Source organism: Aeribacillus sp. FSL K6-8394, from assembly GCF_038008865.1.
Taxonomy (GTDB): domain Bacteria; phylum Bacillota; class Bacilli; order Bacillales; family Aeribacillaceae; genus Aeribacillus; species Aeribacillus composti.
Map to the genome: position 1 here is coordinate 65,957 of NZ_JBBPAA010000002.1, position 24,044 is coordinate 90,000.

General features: G+C 41.5%; 20 protein-coding genes and 2 rRNA genes (1 of these 22 cut by a window edge). 21 read left to right on the forward strand and 1 reads right to left on the reverse strand.

Annotation, left to right across the window (positions count from 1 at the left end):
* Positions 1–75: 75 nt before the first annotated feature.
* From spoIIE to lysS, 19 genes are all read left to right on the forward strand, one after another.
* Complete coding sequence (gene spoIIE, locus NSR00_RS12675; protein WP_340789326.1) at positions 76–2,559, forward strand: stage II sporulation protein E; 2,484 nt, start codon at positions 76–78, stop codon at positions 2,557–2,559.
* Positions 2,560–2,635: 76 nt separating this feature from the next.
* A complete protein-coding gene (locus NSR00_RS12680) occupies positions 2,636–3,367 on the forward strand; it encodes a VWA domain-containing protein (RefSeq protein WP_340789327.1) in 732 nt (243 codons plus the stop codon).
* Positions 3,336–4,310, forward strand: a complete 975-nt coding sequence (locus NSR00_RS12685; RefSeq protein ID WP_340789328.1) for a protein kinase domain-containing protein — start codon at positions 3,336–3,338, stop codon at positions 4,308–4,310. The genes NSR00_RS12680 and NSR00_RS12685 overlap by 32 nt, the downstream gene beginning before the upstream one ends.
* 207 nt (positions 4,311–4,517) lie before the next feature.
* Complete coding sequence (tilS, locus tag NSR00_RS12690; RefSeq protein ID WP_311067311.1) at positions 4,518–5,894, forward strand: tRNA lysidine(34) synthetase TilS; 1,377 nt, start codon at positions 4,518–4,520, stop codon at positions 5,892–5,894.
* A gap of 20 nt (positions 5,895–5,914) precedes the next feature.
* Positions 5,915–6,457 carry a hypoxanthine phosphoribosyltransferase gene (hpt, locus tag NSR00_RS12695; protein WP_066247237.1) on the forward strand — a complete coding sequence of 181 codons (543 nt, stop codon included), beginning with the start codon at positions 5,915–5,917 and terminating at the stop codon, positions 6,455–6,457.
* Between the two features lie 93 nt (positions 6,458–6,550).
* Complete coding sequence (gene ftsH / locus NSR00_RS12700; RefSeq protein WP_340789330.1) at positions 6,551–8,512, forward strand: ATP-dependent zinc metalloprotease FtsH; 1,962 nt, start codon at positions 6,551–6,553, stop codon at positions 8,510–8,512.
* 128 nt (positions 8,513–8,640) lie between these two features.
* Positions 8,641–9,414, forward strand: coding sequence for a type III pantothenate kinase (locus tag NSR00_RS12705; protein ID WP_340789861.1), 774 nt, complete (start codon positions 8,641–8,643; stop codon positions 9,412–9,414).
* A gap of 7 nt (positions 9,415–9,421) precedes the next feature.
* The gene (gene hslO / locus NSR00_RS12710) at positions 9,422–10,306 is read left to right on the forward strand and encodes an Hsp33 family molecular chaperone HslO (RefSeq protein ID WP_340789331.1); all 885 of its coding nucleotides are present in this window, start codon (positions 9,422–9,424) and stop codon (positions 10,304–10,306) included.
* Between the two features lie 22 nt (positions 10,307–10,328).
* Positions 10,329–11,210 carry a peptidyl-prolyl cis-trans isomerase gene (locus tag NSR00_RS12715; protein ID WP_340789333.1) on the forward strand — a complete coding sequence of 294 codons (882 nt, stop codon included), beginning with the start codon at positions 10,329–10,331 and terminating at the stop codon, positions 11,208–11,210.
* Positions 11,211–11,295: 85 nt separating this feature from the next.
* Positions 11,296–12,225: a cysteine synthase A gene (gene cysK / locus NSR00_RS12720; protein ID WP_066247248.1), complete on the forward strand. Its 930-nt coding sequence runs from the start codon at positions 11,296–11,298 to the stop codon at positions 12,223–12,225.
* Between the two features lie 142 nt (positions 12,226–12,367).
* The gene (gene pabB / locus NSR00_RS12725) at positions 12,368–13,798 is read left to right on the forward strand and encodes an aminodeoxychorismate synthase component I (RefSeq protein WP_311066718.1); all 1,431 of its coding nucleotides are present in this window, start codon (positions 12,368–12,370) and stop codon (positions 13,796–13,798) included.
* On the forward strand, positions 13,795–14,382 hold the full coding sequence (pabA, locus tag NSR00_RS12730) for an aminodeoxychorismate/anthranilate synthase component II (protein WP_339198231.1): 588 nt from the start codon (positions 13,795–13,797) through the stop codon (positions 14,380–14,382). Before pabB ends, pabA begins: the two co-directional genes overlap by 4 nt.
* A gap of 2 nt (positions 14,383–14,384) precedes the next feature.
* The gene (pabC, locus tag NSR00_RS12735) at positions 14,385–15,263 is read left to right on the forward strand and encodes an aminodeoxychorismate lyase (protein ID WP_066247256.1); all 879 of its coding nucleotides are present in this window, start codon (positions 14,385–14,387) and stop codon (positions 15,261–15,263) included.
* Positions 15,254–16,102, forward strand: coding sequence for a dihydropteroate synthase (gene folP, locus NSR00_RS12740; RefSeq protein ID WP_340789336.1), 849 nt, complete (start codon positions 15,254–15,256; stop codon positions 16,100–16,102). The genes pabC and folP overlap by 10 nt, the downstream gene beginning before the upstream one ends.
* Positions 16,098–16,460 (forward strand): dihydroneopterin aldolase, encoded by a 363-nt coding sequence (folB, locus tag NSR00_RS12745; RefSeq protein WP_340789862.1) that lies wholly within the window; start codon positions 16,098–16,100, stop codon positions 16,458–16,460. Before folP ends, folB begins: the two co-directional genes overlap by 5 nt.
* Entirely contained in the window at positions 16,457–16,984 is a 528-nt protein-coding gene (gene folK / locus NSR00_RS12750; protein WP_066247258.1) for a 2-amino-4-hydroxy-6-hydroxymethyldihydropteridine diphosphokinase, read from the forward strand. The genes folB and folK overlap by 4 nt, the downstream gene beginning before the upstream one ends.
* On the forward strand, positions 16,936–17,151 hold the full coding sequence (locus NSR00_RS12755; protein ID WP_063387553.1) for a helix-turn-helix domain-containing protein: 216 nt from the start codon (positions 16,936–16,938) through the stop codon (positions 17,149–17,151). Before folK ends, NSR00_RS12755 begins: the two co-directional genes overlap by 49 nt.
* A gap of 15 nt (positions 17,152–17,166) precedes the next feature.
* The gene (dusB, locus tag NSR00_RS12760) at positions 17,167–18,159 is read left to right on the forward strand and encodes a tRNA dihydrouridine synthase DusB (protein WP_063387552.1); all 993 of its coding nucleotides are present in this window, start codon (positions 17,167–17,169) and stop codon (positions 18,157–18,159) included.
* Positions 18,160–18,248: 89 nt separating this feature from the next.
* On the forward strand, positions 18,249–19,751 hold the full coding sequence (lysS, locus tag NSR00_RS12765) for a lysine--tRNA ligase (RefSeq protein ID WP_340789338.1): 1,503 nt from the start codon (positions 18,249–18,251) through the stop codon (positions 19,749–19,751).
* A gap of 211 nt (positions 19,752–19,962) precedes the next feature.
* Here the strand turns inward: lysS and NSR00_RS12770 are convergent, their stop codons facing one another.
* On the reverse strand, positions 19,963–21,087 hold the full coding sequence (locus NSR00_RS12770; protein ID WP_340789340.1) for an IS4 family transposase: 1,125 nt from the start codon (positions 21,085–21,087) through the stop codon (positions 19,963–19,965).
* A 376-nt stretch (positions 21,088–21,463) separates the two neighbouring features.
* Between NSR00_RS12770 and NSR00_RS12775 the strand changes: the two genes are divergently transcribed.
* Positions 21,464–23,017, forward strand: a 16S ribosomal RNA gene (locus NSR00_RS12775).
* A gap of 137 nt (positions 23,018–23,154) precedes the next feature.
* Positions 23,155–24,044: ribosomal RNA gene (locus NSR00_RS12780) — 23S ribosomal RNA — on the forward strand; it runs 2,044 nt beyond the window's last position.
* The 16S and 23S rRNA genes sit together here, the layout of an rRNA operon.

Below are 24,044 nucleotides of genomic sequence, written 5' to 3' on the forward strand. Positions count from 1 at the left end.
TCCTTTTGACAAATTCCTTTATGAAAAGCTTGTATAATGACTATCAATTACGGTAGTAGGAGGAGTGTCGCTATAATGGAAAAAGTTGAGAGAAGATTTCTGATACCTTTTGCCAATGTCCAATTGGAAAGAACACAATCACTTCTATGGAGATCTTGGAAAAGAGCGGGGCTGCATTTGCATTCTTTTCTGTTTCACAAAGGGTTTGTTTATGTATTGGTCGGCTTTTTGCTGGGGAGAGCTTTTATTTTATCTGAAATTATTCCGTTCGCCCTTCCTTTTTTTGGAGCTGTATGGCTTTTAAAAAGGGACAAGGCATTGCTTGCTGCACTATCACTAATTGCAGGGGCATTCACCATCTCATTGGAATTATGTTTGTTAGTGCTTTCTTCTATATGTATATTTCTTTTGCTTCATAAAATGACTAGTTTTTTCATTAAAACAGATGAAATAAAAATATTGCCTTTTACGATTTTTTCGGGACTTGCTGCCAGCCGCCTTTTATATTCAAAGTTAACTGCAGGATTTATCAGCACGTACGATCTTTTAATGACAGGGGTTGAGGCAGGTCTGTCGATCATCCTGACGTTGATTTTTTTGCAGAGCATCCCGCTTCTTTCAGTGCGGAAATATAAACAAACTTTACGAGTCGAAGAGATTATCTGCTTGATGATTTTGCTTGCGTCCGTCATGACGGGCTTAGTTGGAATCAGTTACCAAAATATACAGGCGGAACACGTTCTTTCACGATATATTGTCCTATTGCTCGCTTTTACCGGAGGTGCAGGCATCGGATGTACAGTTGGTGCTGTAACAGGTTTGGTGCTTAGCCTGGCGAATGTTTCCAATTTGTATCATATGAGCCTACTTGCATTTTCAGGTTTATTGGGAGGTCTGCTAAAGGAAGGACAAAAAGCAGGAGCGTCAGTTGGCCTGATCATTGGCTCACTTTTAATCACGCTATATGGAGAAGGATCGGCTGATGTTTGGACAACCTTATGGGAATCGGGCGCCGCGGTTTTGCTGTTTTTACTGACCCCGAAAAGCTTTACAGAACAGCTGGCAAAGCATATTCCTGGAACAAACGAGCATGTTTTGGAGCAGCAAAAGTATGTTCGAAATATACGTGATATAACTGCTCGGCGGGTTGATCAATTTTCTAACGTTTTTCGGGCATTATCTGAGAGCTTTTCGACTTTTTACCCGGAGGATGGAGAGGATATAGAAAGAGAAACGGATTTATTTTTAAGCAAGATCACCGGACAGACATGCCAAACTTGTTTTAAGAAGGAGAAATGTTGGGTCAACAATTTTGACCAGACATATCAATTAATGAAGCAAGTGATGAATGAAACGAAAGAAAAGACGTATGCAAATAATCGCAGATTGCAGAAAAAGCTTCACAGGCATTGTTCGAAAGCTAATCTAGTGGTCGGGACGATTGAGCAGGAAATGCACTTTTTAGAAGCGAATCGGAAATTAAAAAAGCAAGTGCAAGAAAGCAGAAGATTGGTAGCTGAACAGCTGCTAGGAGTTGCTCAAGTAATGTCCGACTTTTCTCGGGAAATGAAAAAGGAACGGGAACATCATTTTCTGCAGGAAGAGCAAATTTTCTATGCTCTTCAAAACTTCGGTTTAGAAATTGGCCATATTGATATATACAGCCTTGAAAAAGGGAACGTCGATATAGAAATGAGCATTCCGTATTGCGGCGGCCATGGAGAATGTGAAAAAATTATTGCTCCGATGCTTTCCGATATATTAAACGAAATGATCATCGTGAAAAATGAAGAATGTGCAGGTTATCCAAATGGATTTTGCCACGTTGTGTTCGGTTCTGCAAAAGCATACAAAGTGGAAACGGGTGTTGCTCATGCTGCAAAAGGAGGAGGTCTTGTTTCAGGCGACAGCCATTCCATGATTGAATTGGGCGTCGGAAAATTTGCCATAGCCATTAGCGATGGAATGGGGAACGGGGAAAGGGCTCATTTTGAAAGCAATGAAACGATTAAATTGTTGGAAAAAATTCTTCAATCAGGCATTGATGAAAAAATTGCTATCAAAACCATCAACTCTATATTGTCGCTGAGAACGACAGATGAAATTTATGCAACATTAGATTTGTCTATCATTGATTTACAAAGCGCCAATTGCAAATTTATGAAAATCGGATCTACTCCGAGTTTTATTAAACGAGGAAATAAAATTGTCAAAATCGAGTCTAGTAATTTGCCGATCGGCATTATCGATGATTTTGAGGTGGACATTGTAGACGAACAGCTAAAAGCAGGAGATTTATTAATTATGATGAGTGACGGAATATTTGAGGGACCAAGGCATGTAGAAAATTATGATTTATGGATGAAAAGAAAAATAAAAGAAATAGAGACTGATGATCCACAAGAAATAGCCGATTTAATTATGGAGGAGGTGATCCGCTCCAGATCGGGGGCAATCGATGACGATATGACAGTTGTGGTGGCTCGAATTAATCATAATACACCGAAATGGGCGGCGATCCCTGTTTCAAATTTTTATAAATCGAAAAAGATAAGCTGATTTTCTGCCATGCTTAGTATAAAACGTTTTCCTTCTGGTGAGGATGGTAATAAATCATTGACCAGGAGGAGGAAAAATGAGAAAAGGGACATTAAAACAAATTTTGTTGTTAACTGACGGATGCTCAAATCATGGTGAAGATCCAATTGCTATGGCGGCTTTAGCTAAGGAGCATGGGATTACTGTCAACGTAATTGGGATTTTAGAAGAGAAAGTGATAGATCAAGATGCAATGCAGGAAATAGAAGGAATTGCTGAGGCAGGGGGAGGAGTGAGCCAGGTAGTTTATGCCCATCAGCTTTCACAAACAGTACAGATGGTCACTAGAAAAGCGATGACACAAACATTGCAGGGAGTTGTTAATCGTGAATTAAAGCATATTTTAGGAAAATCAACTTCTATTGAAGAGCTGCCGCCTGAACAGCGTGGTGAAGTTATGGAGGTTGTGGAAGAGCTTGGTGAAACGGTCAATTTAGAAATTTTAATTCTCGTAGATACGAGCGCAAGCATGGGGCCAAAGCTTCCAACGGTAAAAGAAGCGCTTTTTGATTTATCCATTAGCCTAAATTCAAGAATAGGCAATAATCAATATTCGCTGTTTATATTTCCTGGGAAAAGATCAGAAACAGAAATTTTATTGGATTGGACTCCGAAACTGGATTCTTTATCAACCATTTTTCCGAAATTAACGACAGAAGGATTGACACCAACTGGTCCGGCGATAAAAGGAGCTATACAACATTTTAAACAAAAACGCTCATTGAGGGGAATGCTCGATGATGAATACCTCGATGAACAAAGCATGTAAAGTTCTTCCCGGTACCATTATTAAAGGAAAATGGCATGGAAACACGTATCGGATATTAAAAATGCTGGGGTGCGGAGCAACAGGGTCGGTTTACCTGATTGAATCCAGTAAAGGGTATGCAGCATTAAAAATAAGTGAAAATAGCATGGGAATCACTTCAGAAGTAAACGTGTTAAAGAGACTGGCCAAGGTCCAAGGTTCGTGCCTTGGGCCTTCTTTGATCGATGTGGACGATTGGTTTAACACAGCTAGCGGAAAGATGCTTCCGTTTTATGTTATGGAGTATGTTAAAGGTGAACATTTTATCCAGTTTATTAAAAATAATGGTGCGATTTGGATTGACGTGCTAATCTTGCAGCTTTTGTCCAATTTGGAGGAGCTTCATCAGTCAGGCTGGGTTTTTGGTGATTTAAAGCCTGACAATCTAATTGTTACAGGACCTCCTCCTAAAATTCGCTGTATTGATGTAGGTGGCACAACGATAAACGGAAGATCCATTAAAGAATTTACAGAGTTTTTTGACAGGGGATACTGGGAATTGGGGACGAGAAAAGCTGAACCGAAATATGATCTTTTTGCAGTCGGTATGATTATTATCAATGCTGTTTTTCAAAAACGCTTTTCAAAAAAAGGAAACAGTAAGGAGCAATTGATGCAAATCATTAACTCCCATCCTTTTTTAAACGAAAGAAAACAAGTGTTGACGAAAGCTTTATTTGGCTCCTATTCATCCGCTTTGGAAATGAAGCAGGATCTTTTGCATCATGTTTCAAACGCTAATTTGCAAAGAAAGAGAAATGTACAAGCACAATCTAAACCGAAAAGGACAGCTAACAATCGAAAAAGAAAGAAAAAGAAAAGCAAAGGGGTGATCGAAACATTGGTGATCATGGTTTGCCTGGCATTTCTATATTCTTTATATATTTTTGCGACACTTCTGTAAATGGCTGCTGCTTGTTTAAAGCGGCAGTGCTTTTCCCCCTTCTCATGCTTCCGCGAGTGCCCCGACTATTTCAAAAAATGTCCGATCTGAACTGCTTCCCTTTTAGGAAAATAACAGTAAAATGCAAAAGGCTTTGTCTTTGCAGAAGGCAGGCAAATAATGATAGGATAAAGATAACTAGAGAAATATTGGATGTGACGGTCTTTGATTCAAAATGTATGTGCGTTTATTGAAAAACATCAATTGCTCCAAAAAAATAGTACGGTCATAGTAGGTGTGTCCGGCGGCCCGGATTCACTAGCACTTCTACATTTTTTAAATACATTTAAAGATCAATTTGGCATCACTGTTATAGCAGCACATGTTGATCATATGTTCCGAGGCATAGAATCACAAAAAGAGATGGAATTTGTCATCAATTTTTGCCGGGAATTAAACATACCTTGTTACGCTAAGCAAATCAATGCGGCCCGTTATGCTGAGAAACACCGGTTGAATGCCCAGCAGGCTGCTAGAGAATGCCGCTACCAATTTTTCTTAGAATTGATGGATCAGCTTCAGGCGGATGCTTTGGCTCTAGCTCATCATGGAGATGACCAAATTGAAACGATTTTAATGAATCTTGTTCGCGGAACAATAGGGAAGGGACTAGCGGGAATTCCTGTCATACGGCCTTTCGGCAGAGGGAGAATCATACGCCCCTTTTTAGCCGCAACAAAGGATGAAATTTTAAAGTATTGTGAAGAATTTCAGCTGGCGCCCCGATTTGATCCAAGCAATGAAAAAGATACGTATACACGGAACAGGTTTCGCAAATATGTTTTGCCGTTTTTGAAAAAGGAGAACAAAAGGCTGCATGAACATTTTCAATATTTCAGTGAGGTCTTTTTGGATGATGAGCGATTTTTGGAGGAATTAACGAAGGAAAAATTAAATAAAGTAGTGATAAGAAAAACGAATTCTTCCGTTACTATTCATAAACAAGAATATAAAAAGCTTCCTGATCCGATCAAAAGGAGAGCGGTTTATCAAATATTGAATGATCTGATAAAAAGCGGCTCCTTCTCGGCTGTTCATATTGAAAATGTAAACGAATTTTTGATGAAAGCGCACCCTTCGGGGATGCTTCATTTGCCTATGGGGCTCAAAGTCATAAAATCTTATGATGAATGCACCTTTACGTTTCAATCGCCAAATAGTGAATCTTTCTGCTACACGGTACCGGTACCGGGAAAAATACATTTGCCGAACGGAAAAATATTTTTTACTGAAACCTTTTTTGGGATTCCTTCGTATAAAGGTGATGACGTTTTCTATCTTCCAAAAAAATGGTACGTTCCGCCTTTAATTATTCGGAGCAGAAAAAAAGGAGACAAAATGACAATTAAAGGCATGAACGGCACGAAAAAGGTAAAAGATATTTTTATTGATAAAAAAATACCGAGGGAAGAGCGCAACCTTCTCCCAATCGTTGAAAATGGCAACGGCCAAATCATATGGATTCCGCTTGTAAAAAAATCAAATTTAGAGGAAATTAGCATTACCAATGAATCTTATATTGTATTACAATATAAAGAGCAGTGATCTCATCAGGAGGAAAGGAAATGATCGAAGATATTGAAAAAGTCTTAATTTCTGAAGAAGAAATCAAAGAAAAAGTAAAAGAATTAGGAGCGATATTAACGGAGGAATATAAAAATAAGTTTCCCCTCGCTATCGGGGTTTTAAAAGGTGCTATGCCGTTTATGGCGGATTTAATAAAGCATATCAATACATATTTGGAAATTGATTTTATGGACGTTTCCAGTTATGGAAACAAAACCGTTTCATCGGGTGAGGTGAAAATAATTAAGGATTTAGACACTTCCGTCGAAGGCCGGGATCTTTTAATCATTGAAGATATAATCGATAGCGGATTGACATTAAGCTATTTAGTCGATCTTTTCCGGTATCGGAAAGCAGCATCCGTTAAAATTGTAACCCTTTTGGACAAACCGAGCGGGCGAAAGGCAAATATTGAGGCAGATTATGTATGTTTTGAAGTTCCGGATGCGTTCGTTGTCGGTTATGGTCTGGACTATGCGGAAAAATACCGCAATCTTCCGTTTATAGGGATATTAAAGCCTGAAGTTTATCAAAATAAATAATGATCGTTGAAAGGATAGCGTATCAGTTGTGCTGGGATGATTTTCTATGATACTATTGAATATAGTTTGTTTCATTGTGGGAGGAGGTAAGGAATGAATCGGATTTTCCGAAACACCATATTTTATTTGCTGATTTTTTTAGTGGTTATCGGCGTTGTGAATTTTTTTCAGGGCGGTAACCAAAAAACTGAACAAATGACATATAGTACCTTCATCTCCAATTTGGAAAACGGAGATGTTGAAAATATAACGTTAAAACCAGTAAGAGGAGTATATGAAGTCAGAGGACAGCTGAAGGGATATGAAGAAAATCAATACTTTATCACCTATTTATCAGGCGATGACGCATTAAACCTCATCAATACTGCTGCTTCAAAAAATCAAACGGAAGTTAAATGGTCCCCAGCAGATGATACAAACGGATGGGTGCAATTTTTCACATCCCTCATCCCATTTATTATAATCTTTATTTTGTTCTTCTTTGTGCTCAATCAGGCTCAAGGCGGCGGAAGCCGAGTTATGAACTTCGGGAAGAGCAAGGCAAAGCTGTATAACGACGACAAGAAAAAAGTAAAATTTAAAGATGTTGCAGGAGCCGATGAGGAAAAGGCTGAACTAGTGGAAGTAGTGGAATTTTTAAAGGATCCCCGCAAGTTTTCTGAACTTGGAGCGCGCATACCGAAAGGAGTTCTTTTAGTTGGACCTCCGGGTACTGGTAAAACATTGCTGGCCCGCGCGGTGGCTGGAGAAGCAGGTGTGCCGTTTTTCTCCATAAGCGGTTCTGATTTTGTCGAGATGTTTGTCGGTGTAGGTGCTTCTCGTGTTCGGGATTTGTTTGAAACGGCTAAGAAAAATGCCCCGTGTATCATTTTTATTGATGAAATTGATGCTGTTGGACGCCAAAGAGGAGCAGGTTTAGGCGGCGGTCACGATGAACGTGAACAAACGTTAAATCAGCTTCTCGTTGAGATGGATGGATTTAGTTCCAACGAAGGAATCATTATTATTGCGGCGACAAACCGTCCGGATATTTTAGACCCAGCCCTTCTCCGCCCTGGTCGATTTGACCGTCAAATTACGGTTGATCGTCCGGATGTGAACGGGCGCGAAGCAGTGCTCAAAGTGCATGCACGCAATAAACCGTTGGATGAATCGGTGAATTTGCGGAACATTGCGATGAGAACGCCGGGCTTTTCTGGAGCTGACTTGGAAAACCTATTGAATGAGGCTGCTCTCGTTGCTGCTCGCCAAAATAAAAAGAAAATCGATATGGCGGATATAGACGAGGCAACCGATCGTGTAATTGCAGGACCTGCGAAAAAAAGCAGGGTTATTTCGGAAAAGGAGCGCCGTATTGTTGCCTATCATGAAGGAGGACATACCGTTATCGGTCTCGTTTTAGATGAGGCGGAAATGGTGCATAAAGTAACGATTGTTCCTCGGGGTCAAGCTGGAGGATATGCTGTCATGCTGCCGAAAGAAGACCGCTATTTCATGACAAAACCTGAGCTCCTTGACAAAATAACTGGATTGCTTGGCGGTCGGGTTGCAGAGGAAATTGTATTCGGTGAGGTTAGCACCGGTGCCCATAACGACTTCCAGCGTGCGACGAATATTGCGCGCAGAATGGTTACAGAATTTGGAATGTCAGAAAAATTGGGTCCATTGCAATTTGGAAGCTCTCAAGGCCAAGTCTTTTTAGGGCGTGACATCCAAAGTGAGCAAAATTATAGTGATGCGATTGCTTATGAAATCGACTTAGAAATTCAGCGCATCATTAAAGAATGTTATGAAAAAGCAAAACGAATTTTGACAGAAAATCGCGATAAACTTGAACTAATTGCAAAAACGTTATTAGAAGTGGAAACACTTGATGCAGAACAAATTAAGCATCTGGTGGAACACGGTTCATTGCCTGATAAGTCTGAACAAAAAGCAGCTTCAGAAAATGTGAAAAAAGATGAAAGCAATCAAAAAGATGAAGCTGTAAAAGTCAATATTCAGACAAAGAAAGATGAGTCTCCCTCTATCAAGCCGGAGCTTAAAGAAGAATAAGTAATAAAGCCGTCAACTGTTTAAAGTTGACGGTTTTCTATTGCTCACGTACTCCATAACAGCCTGCTGCGATCAATATGTGATATGATGATGAGGGAATGCTTGAACGAAGGGAAAAGGTGATGGACATGATTTTAGCTTTAGATGTTGGGAACACAAATACGGTGATTGGAGTATACGAAAAAGAACAATTGCTTTACCATTGGCGAATTGAAACCAATCGACATAAAACCGAAGATGAATACGGAATGATGTTTAAATCATTGTTTGAATACGTAGGATTAAAATTTTCGGACATAACGGGAATCATTATTTCTTCTGTCGTTCCACCGATTATGTATGCCATGGAAAAAATGTGCGAGAAATATTTTCATGTAGATCCGCTTATTGTCGGCCCAGGAATTAAAACAGGTCTTAATATAAAGTATGATAATCCGCGTGAAGTTGGGGCGGACAGGATCGTCAATGCAGTTGCCGGTGTTCATTTATATGGCTGTCCGCTTATTATTGTTGATTTCGGCACAGCAACAACTTATTGCTACATTAATGAAAAAGGACAATATGAAGGCGGTGCCATTGCACCAGGGATTAACATTTCCACCGAAGCTTTATACTCAAAAGCCGCGAAGCTTCCTAGAATCGAAATCGCCAAACCTGACCATATTATTGGGAAAAATACAGTAGCCGCCATGCAATCAGGAATTTTATTCGGCTATGTTGGTCAAGTAGAAGGAATTGTCAGAAGGATGAAAGCGCAAGCTAAAAAGGAACCGAGAGTTATTGCTACAGGCGGTCTAGCCGGGCTAATCGCCAATGAGTCTGACATGATCGAAATCGTTGATCCATTGTTAACATTAACAGGCTTGCGGTTAATTTACGAACGAAATCTCGGAAGGGAGTAGGAAACAAATGAACGATTATTTAGTCAAATCTTTAGCCTATGGCGGAGGAGTGCGAGCATATGCAGTGAAGACGACTGATACAGTGAGTGAAGCTCAACGCCGCCACCAAACATGGCCGACAGCCACCGCTGCTCTTGGAAGAGCAATGACAGCCGGCGTGATGATGAGTTCAATGCTAAAGGGTGATGAGAAGCTAACGATAAAAATAGAAGGCGGAGGTCCAATAGGAGCCATTGTCATTGACAGTAATTCAAAAGGTCAAGTGAGAGGTTATGTATCTAATCCTAAGACCCATTTTGAATTAAATAAACACGGCAAACTGGATGTAGCCCGTGCAGTCGGGAGAAACGGTACATTGTCGATTGTAAAGGATTTAGGTTTAAGGGAGCATTTTTCGGGGAAAGTTCCTATTATTTCCGGCGAGCTGGGAGAAGATTTTGCCTATTATTTAGTGACGTCAGAGCAAGTCCCGTCTTCAGTAGGAGTGGGAGTTTTAGTCAACCCTGATAACTCTGTTCTGGCTGCTGGCGGATTTATTATTCAGCTCATGCCGGGAACTGAAGAATCAATCATTGCGGAAATTGAGACGCGATTACAAACAATAGAGCCGATCTCTAAGCAAATTCAAAAAGGGCTGACTCCTGAAGAAATATTGGAAGGCGTCCTGGGCGAAGGGAATGTGAAAGTGATCGATCGCATGCCTGTCAGCTTCCACTGCAGCTGTTCTAAAGATAGGTTTGCCAGTGCCATTATCAGCCTAGGAGAAGAGGAAATTCAACAAATCATCGATGAGGATGAAAAAGCTGAAGCTCAATGCCATTTTTGTAATGAGATATATGTGTTTTCAAAAGAAGAATTGCAGGAATTAAAAGAAGCGGCTTCTAGAAAATAGATTATGGCAGGGAGCTGGAGGAATGAGTAGAAAAGCGCTTTTGGTCATAATTTTTAGTCTTGTATTGACAAACTGCGTGACGATTGCCTTTTTGGTAAGTGCTTATACAAGAGAAGTGCAAAAAGAGGAAAATGATGAAATTGTTGCTCAAATCGGTGATAGCCGCATTACAAGGCAGGAATGGTTAAATGAACTGGAAAAACGATTTGGGAAAACAACACTTGAAGAAATGATCAATGTGAAAGTTGTGGAGGAGCTAGCAAAAAAGAATCATATTGATGTAGATGAAAAAACAGTTGAACGGGAAATGCAAATGTATAAAATATCGTCTCAATCATACGGCGATAGCGTGCTTAATGACAAAGAACTAAGAAAACAAATTCGCTATAGTATTTTATTAGAAGAGCTTTTAACGAAAGATGCCAACATTAGTGAGAATGAATTGAAGAAATTTTATGAAGAAAATAAACATCAATATATTATGAATGACATGTACCATCTTTCCCATATCGTGGTTGATTCAAAAAAGGAAGTCCAACAAATTATAAATGAATTAAAAGGCGGATCAAGCTTTGAAGGGATTGCCGCTGAACGGTCCAAGGATCAGTTGACGGCGAAAGAAGGCGGAGATCTTGGTTATGTTTCCGAAAGTTCCAGCGATGTACCGCCGGAATATATTGAACAAGCTAAAACAATGAAAGTCAATGAGTGGTCGGACCCAATACCGCTGGAAAGAGGATATGCGATTATATTTTTGCATGAGAAAATAAAAGGAATACAGCTGGAGTTTGACGAAGTAAAGGATCAGATTCGCAGGCAAATCGCTTTGGAACAGATGGAAGGAAATGTATCAGCAAAGCAGCTGTGGGATGACATCGGCGTAACATGGTTTTATGAAAAATGAAGAAAAAGATTGACAATTCATAAATTTATTGGTATATTATTTTCAATAAAACCAATATAATTACTCGGAAATAGAGGTGTATAAGATGGCAGTTGTTGCAAACTCTATATTAGATCTAATTGGAAAGACCCCCGTTGTAAAATTAGGAAAAATTGTAGAAGAGGACAGCGCAGACGTTTATTTAAAGCTTGAATTTTTCAACCCCGGATCAAGTGTAAAAGACCGTATTGCATTAGCAATGATTGAAGCGGCAGAAAAAGAAGGCAAACTAAAACCTGGAGACACAATTATCGAACCGACAAGCGGAAACACAGGGATCGGTTTAGCTATGGTGGCAGCTGCAAAAGGTTTACATGCTATTTTAGTTATGCCTGAAACAATGAGTTTAGAGCGCCGTAATTTATTGCGTGCATATGGAGCAGAGCTTGTTTTAACTCCTGGTCCAGAAGGCATGAAAGGGGCTATTAAAAAAGCAGAAGAGCTTGCGGAAAAACACGGCTATTTCATGCCGCAGCAATTTAAAAACCGTGCAAATGTAGAAATTCACCGTTTAACAACTGGCCCGGAAATCGTTGAGCAAATGGGCGATCAATTGGATGCATTTGTCGCCGGAATCGGTACTGGAGGTACGATTACTGGTGCTGGTCAAGTATTAAGAGAAAAATATCCGAACATAAAAATTTATGCTGTTGAGCCGGCTGATTCACCTGTATTATCGGGCGGAAAACCAGGTCCGCATAAAATTCAAGGTATTGGAGCAGGATTTGTTCCGGATATTTTAAATACAGAGATTTATGATGAAGTCATTACTGTTACAACTGAGCAAGCTTTTGAAACCGCTAGAAAAGCTGCGAGAGAAGAAGGAGTATTAGGCGGAATTTCTTCAGGTGCTGCCATTTTCTCTGCATTGAAAGTGGCGAAAGAGCTAGGAAAAGGCAAAAAGGTACTAGCAGTCATCCCAAGTAATGGAGAAAGATATTTAAGTACTCCATTATATAAGTTTGACGAAGAATAATAGAATGAATAATAGTTTAAAGGCTGTCGACGAAATTTGTCGGCAGCCTTTTGGATTTTATGTGAAGGGGAAAAATAATACTGTTGATGCCAAGCTCTCCTTCTTGTTGTAAAATAAGTTTATGGGTGAAGGAGAGTGAACGATGGAATCTGTGAGAAAACTGCTGGCAGTCCAAATACCTTTTGAAAAAGAACGATTTTTCAATCGCTTTGAAACGCTGGCAAAACAACAACAACATTACGCTCTTCTCGAAAGCGGAAGAGGCGGCCGCTACAGCATAGCTGGTTTAAACCCTTTTGCCGTCATACAAGGAAAAAACGGGGCAATTACGATCTATAGCGAAAACAAAAAAGAAGTAAAGGAAGGAAATCCGCTCTTGCTCTTTGAAGGATGGATGAAACAGTTTAAATGTGAAAGCGATCCTTCCCTTCCCGACTTTCAAGGAGGCGCTATCGGCTTTATTAGCTATGATGCAGTTCGTTATTTCGAAAAATTACCCAATATAGCTGTGGACGATTTACACGTGCCCGACATTTATTTTATCGTTTTTCAAGATATCGCCGTTTTTGATCATACTGAAAAAACACTTTGGCTGATAACGTATCATAAACATGGGGAAAAAGATGCTGCACAAAAGCGGCTGGAAGAAATGAAAGCTTTATGGTGTAAGCAAAGTGAGGAAACGATTTTCAGCTATACGAATTCAGCTGATCTCAGCTATGAGCCGATAATGTTTATGGAACAGCCGTTTAAAAAAGCTGTTGAAAGAGTAAAGGATTATATTGCAAGCGGTGATGTATTTCAAGTCAACTTATCCGTCAGACAAGCAAAACCGCTTTCGACGCATCCGTTTGAAATTTATAAAGCATTACGGAAAATTAACCCATCCCCATATATGGCCTATATTCATACTCCTGAGTTTCAAATTGCCAGTGGATCTCCAGAGCTGCTCATAAAAAAGAGGGGAAATGTACTGAATACCCGTCCGATTGCTGGAACGAGATCAAGAGGAAGAAGCGATGAAGAAGACCGCCAGCTTTCTGAGGAATTAATCACCAATGAAAAAGAACGTGCAGAACATATCATGCTTGTAGATTTAGAACGAAATGATCTAGGGCGGGTATGTAAATATGGCAGTGTTGAAGTTAACGAACTGATGGCTATTGAGAAATATTCACATGTCATTCATATCGTGTCAAATGTTCGTGGCGAGCTGCAAGAAGGAAAAGGATTTTACGACATTATGCGTGCTGTATTTCCGGGCGGCACAATCACGGGAGCGCCGAAGGTTCGAACAATGGAAATAATTGAAGAGCTGGAGCCGACTAGAAGAGGGTTATATACTGGTTCGATCGGCTGGCTCGGCTTTAATGGAGATTTAGAATTTAATATTGTAATACGGACGCTACTGGCTAAAAACGGTTGGGGTTATGTGCAAGCAGGTGCTGGAATCGTCATTGATTCTGTTGCAGAATATGAATATAAAGAGTGTTTGAAAAAAGCAAAAGCGTTATGGAAAGCAAAAGATTTGAGCGAAGATGAGAATAAGTTAGTTAGAGGTGAGAAGAGATGATTTTAATGATTGATAACTATGATTCTTTTACGTACAATTTAGTCCAATACCTTGGTGAGCTCGGCGAAGAGCTTGTTGTCAGACGAAATGATGAAATTACGATTGAGGAAATTGAACAGCTCAATCCAGCCTATTTGATGATTTCTCCCGGTCCGTGTACGCCGAATGAGGCGGGGATCAGCATGGAGGCAATTAAGTATTTCGCAGGGAAAATTCCGATTTTTGGCGTATGCTTAGGTCATCAATCAATAGCTCAAGTGTTCGGTGGGGATGTTGTTCGCGCAGACAAATTAATGCACGGGAAAACATCGCAAATTTATCATGACGGAAAAACTATTTTCGACGGCTTAGACAACCCGTTCACCGCTACAAGGTACCACTCTTTAATTGTCAAAAAAGAAACGCTTCCGGATTGCTTTGAAATTTCAGCATGGACGAATGACGGAGAGATTATGGGAATCCGCCATAAATCTTTGCAGGTTGAAGGCGTGCAGTTTCATCCGGAATCAATTATGACTGAACATGGAAAACTGATGTTAAAGCATTTCCTTTCCTATTATCGTACGGAAGAAAAGAGTGTATAAAAGTGTACTTATATGTAAATGGTGAATATAAAAAGCAGGATGAGCTGCATATTTCTCCGTTCGATCATGGATTTTTATACGGAATCGGCGCTTTTGAAACATTAAGGACTTATAACGGTCATCCATTTTTACTGTATGATCATATCGATCGCTTAAATGCAGCGGTTCGCGAGCTTGGCATAGATTTTTCTCTTTCTTACTCGGAAGCAGAACAAATTATTAAAAGACTGCTTGAATTAAATCATTTAAATAATGCATATATCCGGATAAATGTTTCAGCAGGTGCAGAGGAGCTGGGGTTGTCGGCGGCTCCTTATAAAAATCCGGTGTTAATCTTTTTTATAAAAGAGTTAAATTTGCCGGAAAGATTGACAAAACAGGGGGTCATTCTTTCGGTTCGGCGAAACACGCCGGAAGGATCATTTCGCATAAAATCGCACCATTTTTTAAATAATGTGCTGGCAAAAAGAGAAATTGGAGATCATCCGAAAACGGAAGGTATATTTTTAACACATTCAGGATATGTCGCAGAAGGGATTGTTTCCAACATTTTTTGGGTAAAAAACAACACCGTCTATACACCGGCTGTCAGCACAGGAATATTAAACGGAATTACTAGACAGTTCGTGTTAACCATCCTTGAAAAACATCGCATCCCTTATGAAGAAGGATTGTATCCATTGGATCATCTGTTATCTGCACAAGAAGCTTTTATCACAAATTCCTTGCAGGAGATTGTCCCAATTACACATATTGGTCAGACTGCATTTGCAGGTGAACAGGGAATTTTGACCAATCGATTAATCACCATTTATAAGAAGGTGCGGCAGCATATTTTGACAAGATCTGAATTCGAAGTGGGTGATGAACAATGGGTGTAATAGAGAAAGAAAAAATATTACAGTGCGGACCATATCAATTACACTACGAAGATAAAACCCAAGTAATGGGAATATTAAACGTTACGCCTGATTCTTTTTCGGACGGCGGAAAATTTAACGATATCGAGAAAGCTTTAAAGCATGCAAAAGAAATGGTGGAAAATGGCGCCGATATCATTGATGTCGGGGGTGAATCAACCCGTCCGGGCCATGAACCCGTTTCAGAAGAGGAGGAGCTGGCCAGAGTCCTTCCAGTCATTGAAAAATTATCAAAAGAAATTCATGTTCCTATTTCCATTGATACGTACAAAGCGAATGTGGCAAAAAAAGCGGTGGAAGCTGGAGCAACCATCATCAATGATGTTTGGGGGGCGAAAAAAGAGCCGGACATCGCTCGCGTGGCAGCAGAATATAACGTACCAATCATTCTAATGCACAATCGAGAAAAAGAAGGGTATAATGATCTGATTAAAGACATGATTTCCGATTTAATGGAAAGTGTCGAGATCGCCAAAAAAGCAGGCGTTCGGGACGAACAAATCATCCTTGATCCAGGAATCGGTTTTGCCAAAACTTTTGAAGATAATCTCCACGTCATGCGTCATCTGGAGGAATTTACAAACCTTGGTTTCCCTGTTTTGCTGGGTACGTCGAGAAAAAGATTTATCGGACGAGTTCTCGATCTACCGGTAGAGGAGCGTATGGAAGGCACAGCGGCTACCGTATGCTTAGGAGTGCAAAAGGGCTGCCAATTCGTTCGGGTTCATGACGTTAAACCGATTGCGCGGATGGTGAAAATGATGGATGCGATGCTCGGAAAGGGGCGCGATCACGATTGATAAGATCTATGTAACGGGAATGGAGTTTTGGGGCTATCATGGCGTTTATCCTGAAGAGAATAAACTTGGACAACGATTTCGAGTTGATGTTATTTTAGAGACGGATCTAAAGCAAGCAGGAAAAACGGATGAACTAGATGATACAGTGAATTATGCGAAAGTGTACACGATTTGTAAGGAAATTGTGGAAGGCAAGCCCTATAAGCTTATTGAAGCCGTTGCAGAAAATTTAGCATCTGAACTGTTAAAAGAGTTTTCGACTGTTTTGTATTGCACAGTAAAAGTGGTAAAGCCGGATCCGCCAATCCCGGGTCATTACAAGTCTGTAGCAGTAGAAATCAAAAGGGGAAGAACATGAAAAACTATGCATATATTTCTTTAGGATCGAATATCGGCGATCGGGAATATTATTTGGAAGAAAGCATCAATCAATTGAACAGGCATCCAGATGTTGAGGTTATCAAAATGTCTTCTATTTATGAAACCGATCCGGTTGGTTATATTGACCAAGAATTGTTTTTGAACATGGTCATTAAAATCGCGACGAATTTCACGCCGTATGAGCTGCTGGCATTTACGCAAAAAATCGAATATGATTTAGGAAGATCAAGGGAAGTTAAATGGGGGCCTAGAACGATAGACCTTGACATTTTATTATATAATAACGAAAATATTGAAACAGAACAGCTTACCATACCTCATCCGAGAATGTTTGAAAGATCTTTCGTATTGATTCCTTTGTTTGAAATTGATCAAGATGTACAATGGCCTAATCAGCATCGTTCTTTACTGGTTTTAATAGATCAATTAAAAGATAAAAAAGGAGTGCGAATATGGAAGCAGAAAAATGGGGAAGAAGGATTCGCGCTTTTAGAAAGCTAAAAGGCTATACACAAGAAAGCCTTGCAAAAGACTTAGGCGTTTCTGTATCGGTTCTTGGTGAAGTTGAAAGGGGCAACAGACTTCCCAGCAAGGAATTAGTAGAAATTATTGCTGCTAAGCTGAATGTAAGCGTGAACGAGCTGATGCCTGAGGATACTGAAAAATAAAGGAGGCAGGTGAAATTGTTTAAAATAGGAGATATTCAATTGAAAAACCGTGTTGTGCTTGCTCCGATGGCCGGCGTATGCAATTCGGCTTTTCGGCTGACGGTCAAAGAATTTGGAGCGGGTTTAGTTTGTGCTGAAATGGTCAGCGATAAAGCCATTTTATATAAAAATGCGAAAACAATGGACATGCTCTATATTGATGAACGGGAAAAACCATTAAGCTTGCAAATTTTTGGCGGTGAAAAAGAAACATTAGTGGAAGCGGCAAAATTTGTCGATAACAATACAACAGCAGATATCATCGATATTAACATGGGCTGTCCTGTACCGAAAATTACGAAATGTGATGCCGGAGCAAAATGGCTTCTTGATCCCAATAAAATTTATGACATGGTTGCCGCTGTTGTGGATGCAGTGAAAAAACCGGTAACTGTCAAAATGCGCATGGGTTGGGATGAAGAACATATTTATGCGGTGGAAAATGCCCAAGCCGTTGAGCGGGCAGGGGGCAAGGCTGTTGCATTGCATGGACGAACCCGTGTTCAAATGTATGAGGGAGAAGCCAACTGGGACATTATTAGAGAAGTTAAGCAGGCTGTGAATATTCCGGTGATTGGCAACGGGGATGTCAAAACCCCTCAAGATGCAAAGAGAATGCTGGACGAGACGGGTGCAGACGGGGTTATGATCGGCCGTGCTGCATTAGGCAACCCATGGATGATCTATCGCACTGTTAAATATTTAGAAACGGGAGAATTAATTGAAGAGCCGACAGTTCGAGAAAAGATTGATGTATGCAAACTGCATTTAGAACGTTTAATCAATTTAAAAGGTGAGCACATCGCTGTTAGAGAGATGCGTAAACATGCCGCTTGGTATTTAAAAGGTATTCGAGGCAATGCAAAAGTGAGAAATGCTATTAATAACTGTGAAACAAAAGAAGAACTGGTCTCCCTTCTTGAACGTTTTGCAAGTGAAGTGGAAGAGAAAGAGCGTCAATCCGCATAAAGACAATCTGCTTTCTCTTATACTTTGACGGCTGCCAGTAATCTGGCAGTTTTCTATGTTAAATTTTAAGATTATTGGAGTGGATACGTATGAGCAAAGAAGGTTTGCATAACCAAGAAGAGTTGAATGATCAATTGCAGGTTCGCAGGGAAAAGCTTCATGCATTAAAAGATAAAGGAATCGACCCTTTCGGAAAAAAATTTGAACGCTCGCATCAGGCGATTGAACTAAAAGAGCAGTACGGCGAGTTTACAAAGGAAGAACTTGAAGAAAAAAACATTTTCGTTTCTATAGCTGGCAGAATTATGACAAAACGCGGAAAAGGGAAAGCAGGTTTCGCCCATATCCAAGATTTGTCGGGCCAAATTCAAATTTATGTTCGGAAGGACAGCGTCGGCGAGGATCAATATGAAATTTTTAACATGGCTGACTTAGGTGATCTTGTTGGCGTGAAGGGAACGGTTTTTAAAACAAAAGTAGGCGAGCTCTCGGTCAAAGCAACGGAATTTGTGCTGCTCACGAAAGCTTTGCGCCCTCTTCCTGATAAATACCATGGCCTTAAAGATATTGAACAGCGCTACCGCCAGCGCTATTTAGATCTTATTATGAACCCTGACAGCAAAAACACATTTATAACAAGAAGCAAAATTATCCAATCCATGCGCCGTTATTTAGACAGTCACGGGTATTTGGAAGTAGAAACACCAATGATGCACTCCATTGCTGGAGGAGCGGCAGCACGCCCGTTTATCACTCATCATAATGCTTTGGATATGCCTTTGTACATGAGAATTGCGATTGAGCTTCACTTGAAAAGGCTGATTGTCGGCGGTTTAGAAAAAGTTTATGAAATCGGCCGCGTTTTCCGCAACGAAGGCGTTTCAACAAGACATAATCCTGAATTCACCATGCTTGAACTGTACGAGGCGTATGCAGATTTCCATGATATTATGGAATTGACAGAAAACATGATTGCTCATATTGCACAAGAAGTATTAGGTACAACGACAATCCAATACGATGAATATGAAGTGGACTTGAAACCAAAATGGAAGAGACTTCACATGGTAGATGCGATTAAAGAATATACAAATGTTGATTTTTGGAATGTCACATCTGCCGAAGAAGCTCGGGCATTAGCTGAAGAACACGGAGTAGAAATTAACGAAAATATGCAATACGGCCATATTGTCAATGAGTTCTTCGAGCAAAAGGTGGAGGATAAACTAATTCAGCCGACATTTATTTACGGTCACCCTGTTGAAATTTCTCCGCTCGCCAAAAAGAATGAAGCGGATCCAAGATTCACAGATCGCTTTGAATTGTTTATTGTCGGCCGCGAGCATGCAAATGCCTTTACGGAATTAAACGATCCTATTGATCAACGTGAACGCTTTGAAGCTCAATTAAAAGAAAGAGAGCAGGGAAATGACGAGGCGCATATGATGGACGAAGATTTCATTGAAGCTCTTGAATATGGCATGCCTCCAACAGGTGGGCTTGGCATTGGCATTGACAGATTAGTTATGCTTTTAACCAATTCTCCGTCTATTCGCGATGTTCTTTTATTCCCGCAGATGAGAAACAAATGATGATTTTCAAAAGGGAGACGGCTGTCTCCCTTTTGTCTTCCTGCTGGAAATGGAATAATTTTTTTCACTACCGTCGCATAAATGATGTCTGAATTTTCAGTTTTATTTTTTTCTGGACTTTAGAGAAAAAACGAAAACACCTAAGCGAGGGTAGTAAACATCCATTTTTTTACTATAACCTATGACTTGTGCAACAACGACTGGCAAACCTTTATGGGACGCCGTTTCCTTCGATTTTTCGTAACCAAATGTGAGCGGATTTCCACAAAGAAGCCTTCAAATAGCGACTAATTTGTAAGTAACTGCGTTCGCTATTTGTGTTCAACTGAGCTAAAACATTCAGACAGTACACTATCATGGCTACGTACACTTGATTGTGTACAGCTTGTTCACTGTGACCAAAAAACTTTTTAATGTTCAGATGTTGTTTCATCCATTTGAAAAAAAGTTCGATTGCCCAACGTGATTGGTAGGTTTCTGCAATTTCATCTGCGTCCATGTCAAACCGATTTGTCAGTAAATGAAGCTCATTTCCTTTTGTATCATGCAATTTGAGTAAGCGAAACACGTTTTCAGAACGATTTTGTGGTGTTCCAATGACAACCATTTCATCAGAGAATACGGGTGAATCTTCTGGTAACGAAAAGGATTCTAACACTCGGACAACAGCGTTTTTACGCAAACGGGTCACAAAGAAATAGCCATCTTCCGTCATTTGATCAAAGCGCCCATAATCCAAGTAACCACGATCAAACACGTACATGCATTCTTTGTCATCCACGAATACTTCTAGTTGACCACGATCATGTTCGTTGGCATTCGTGAGTACGGCTTGATCTGGATAGGAGAGTCCTTTTTCCATAAAAACAAGTCGTAAGTGAAGCTTTACTCCTGATTTTGTTTTTCGAAACTCTGCCCACTTATGATTGGTCAAATTAAGCGGTAATGTACTCGAATCAATGATTTTTAGTGGCGTTGTCAGCTTTCTTCGCTTTTGAAAATGTGTTTTCTCATGAATTTGAGCCACTAAATTAAGAAAAATCGATTGAAAGAAAACCGTTGGAATGGCGTTGATTCGTCTCCCTAACTGTGAAAAACTAATCGATTCCAATCCCGTTGCTCGTTGTAATTCTTCTAAAAAGACAGCGTCACTCAGCGCCCGTAAACTCTCGGTTTCATGGAGCCCTGCATACAAAAGCAGTTTCATAAATGAAGCCATATAAAGCTTCTTGGTATAGTGATTTAATTGATGTGTTTTCACTAGGTCGTCAAATAATGGACGATTAATCGGTGAAAACCATTGTTCAAATGATGTTTTTCGTGTAAACTTATCCATGCTTTTGTCCTTTGTATTGGATTTGGATGGTTTACTACCACCCAACCATTATAAAGGATTTTTTTGTGTTTAGATTATGTTTCAGAAAATTCGGTTTATTTGAAGGTGTTAAATTATTTTAATGCGACGCTAGTGAATTTTTTTATATAAAATAAATTTTTTTATGCAAAACTATTGATTTGTTATGAAAATGGTGTTATATTAATACCCGTCCTTATTGATGACCAATGATACAATGATAAAAAAATCTGTTGACAAAATAAAAATTTAAGGTTATTATAAAAAAGTCGTCTTTTTTTTCAACATGATCTTTGAAAACTGAACAAAACGAAAAGCGTGCCTGTTGATTCTGACAAGAGCATTTGGTGACAAACTTTTTTTGGAGAGTTTGATCCTGGCTCAGGACGAACGCTGGCGGCGTGCCTAATACATGCAAGTCGAGCGGACCGAAGGGAGCTTGCTCCTTTAGGTTAGCGGCGGACGGGTGAGTAACACGTGGGCAACCTGCCCTGCAGACTGGGATAACTTCGGGAAACCGGAGCTAATACCGGATAACACCGAAAACCGCATGGTTTTCGGTTGAAAGGCGGCTTTTAGCTGTCACTGCAGGATGGGCCCGCGGCGCATTAGCTAGTTGGTGAGGTAACGGCTCACCAAGGCGACGATGCGTAGCCGACCTGAGAGGGTGACCGGCCACACTGGGACTGAGACACGGCCCAGACTCCTACGGGAGGCAGCAGTAGGGAATCTTCCGCAATGGACGAAAGTCTGACGGAGCAACGCCGCGTGAGCGAAGAAGGTCTTCGGATCGTAAAGCTCTGTTGTCAGGGAAGAACAAGTACCGTTCGAACAGGGCGGTACCTTGACGGTACCTGACGAGGAAGCCACGGCTAACTACGTGCCAGCAGCCGCGGTAATACGTAGGTGGCAAGCGTTGTCCGGAATTATTGGGCGTAAAGCGCGCGCAGGCGGTTCCTTAAGTCTGATGTGAAATCTCGCGGCTCAACCGCGAGCGGCCATTGGAAACTGGGGAACTTGAGTGCAGGAGAGGGGAGCGGAATTCCACGTGTAGCGGTGAAATGCGTAGAGATGTGGAGGAACACCAGTGGCGAAGGCGGCTCTCTGGCCTGTAACTGACGCTGAGGCGCGAAAGCGTGGGGAGCGAACAGGATTAGATACCCTGGTAGTCCACGCCGTAAACGATGAGTGCTAAGTGTTAGAGGGTATCCACCCTTTAGTGCTGCAGCAAACGCATTAAGCACTCCGCCTGGGGAGTACGGCCGCAAGGCTGAAACTCAAAGGAATTGACGGGGACCCGCACAAGCGGTGGAGCATGTGGTTTAATTCGAAGCAACGCGAAGAACCTTACCAGGTCTTGACATCCCCTGACAACCCTAGAGATAGGGCGTTCCCCTTTCGGGGACAGGGTGACAGGTGGTGCATGGTTGTCGTCAGCTCGTGTCGTGAGATGTTGGGTTAAGTCCCGCAACGAGCGCAACCCTTGACCTTAGTTGCCAGCATTCAGTTGGGCACTCTAAGGTGACTGCCGGCTAAAAGTCGGAGGAAGGTGGGGATGACGTCAAATCATCATGCCCCTTATGACCTGGGCTACACACGTGCTACAATGGGTGGTACAAAGGGCAGCGAAACCGCGAGGTGGAGCGAATCCCAAAAAACCACTCTCAGTTCGGATTGCAGGCTGCAACTCGCCTGCATGAAGCCGGAATCGCTAGTAATCGCGGATCAGCATGCCGCGGTGAATACGTTCCCGGGTCTTGTACACACCGCCCGTCACACCACGAGAGTTTGTAACACCCGAAGTCGGTGGGGTAACCCTTACGGGAGCCAGCCGCCGAAGGTGGGACAAATGATTGGGGTGAAGTCGTAACAAGGTAGCCGTATCGGAAGGTGCGGCTGGATCACCTCCTTTCTAAGGATATATACATTGAAAAAGGTACGCTTTTCCGTTTTGTTTAGTTTTGAAGGATCATATCCTTCTTGATTGTTCTTTGAAAACTGGATAACGGAAAGACATTCACGAATAGATCGCTCATGTTAGGAAGAAACGGTTAAGTTAGAAAGGGCGCACGGTGGATGCCTTGGCACTAGGAGCCGATGAAGGACGGGACAAACACCGAAATGCTTCGGGGAGCTGTAAGTAAGCGTCGATCCGGAGATGTCCGAATGGGGGAACCCACTGTCCGTAATGGGGCAGTATCCATACCTGAATCCATAGGGTATGGAGGGCAACCCGGGGAACTGAAACATCTAAGTACCCGGAGGAAGAGAAAGCAACAGCGATTCCCTGAGTAGCGGCGAGCGAAACGGGAACAGCCCAAACCAAGAGGCGTGCCTCTTGGGGTTGTAGGACACTCGATTAAGGAGTGACAAAGGAACGGGGTAGACGAAGAGGTCTGGAAAGGCCCGTCAGAGAAGGTAACAACCCTGTAGTCGAAACTCCGTTCCCTCCCGAGTGGATCCTGAGTACGGCGGGACACGTGAAATCCCGTCGGAAGCAGGGAGGACCATCTCCCAAGGCTAAATACTCCCTAGTGACCGATAGTGAACCAGTACCGTGAGGGAAAGGTGAAAAGCACCCCGGGAGGGGAGTGAAAGAGAACCTGAAACCGTGTGCCTACAAGTAGTCAGAGCCCATTAACGGGTGATGGCGTGCCTTTTGTAGAATGAACCGGCGAGTTGCGATTTCGTGCAAGGTTAAGCCGAAAGGCGGAGCCGCAGCGAAAGCGAGTCTGAAGAGGGCGAAATAGTACGAGGTCGCAGACCCGAAACCAGGTGATCTACCCATGTCCAGGGTGAAGGCAAGGTAACACTTGCTGGAGGCCCGAACCCACGCACGTTGAAAAGTGCGGGGATGAGGTGTGGGTAGGGGTGAAATGCCAATCGAACTTGGAGATAGCTGGTTCTCTCCGAAATAGCTTTAGGGCTAGCCTCAAGGG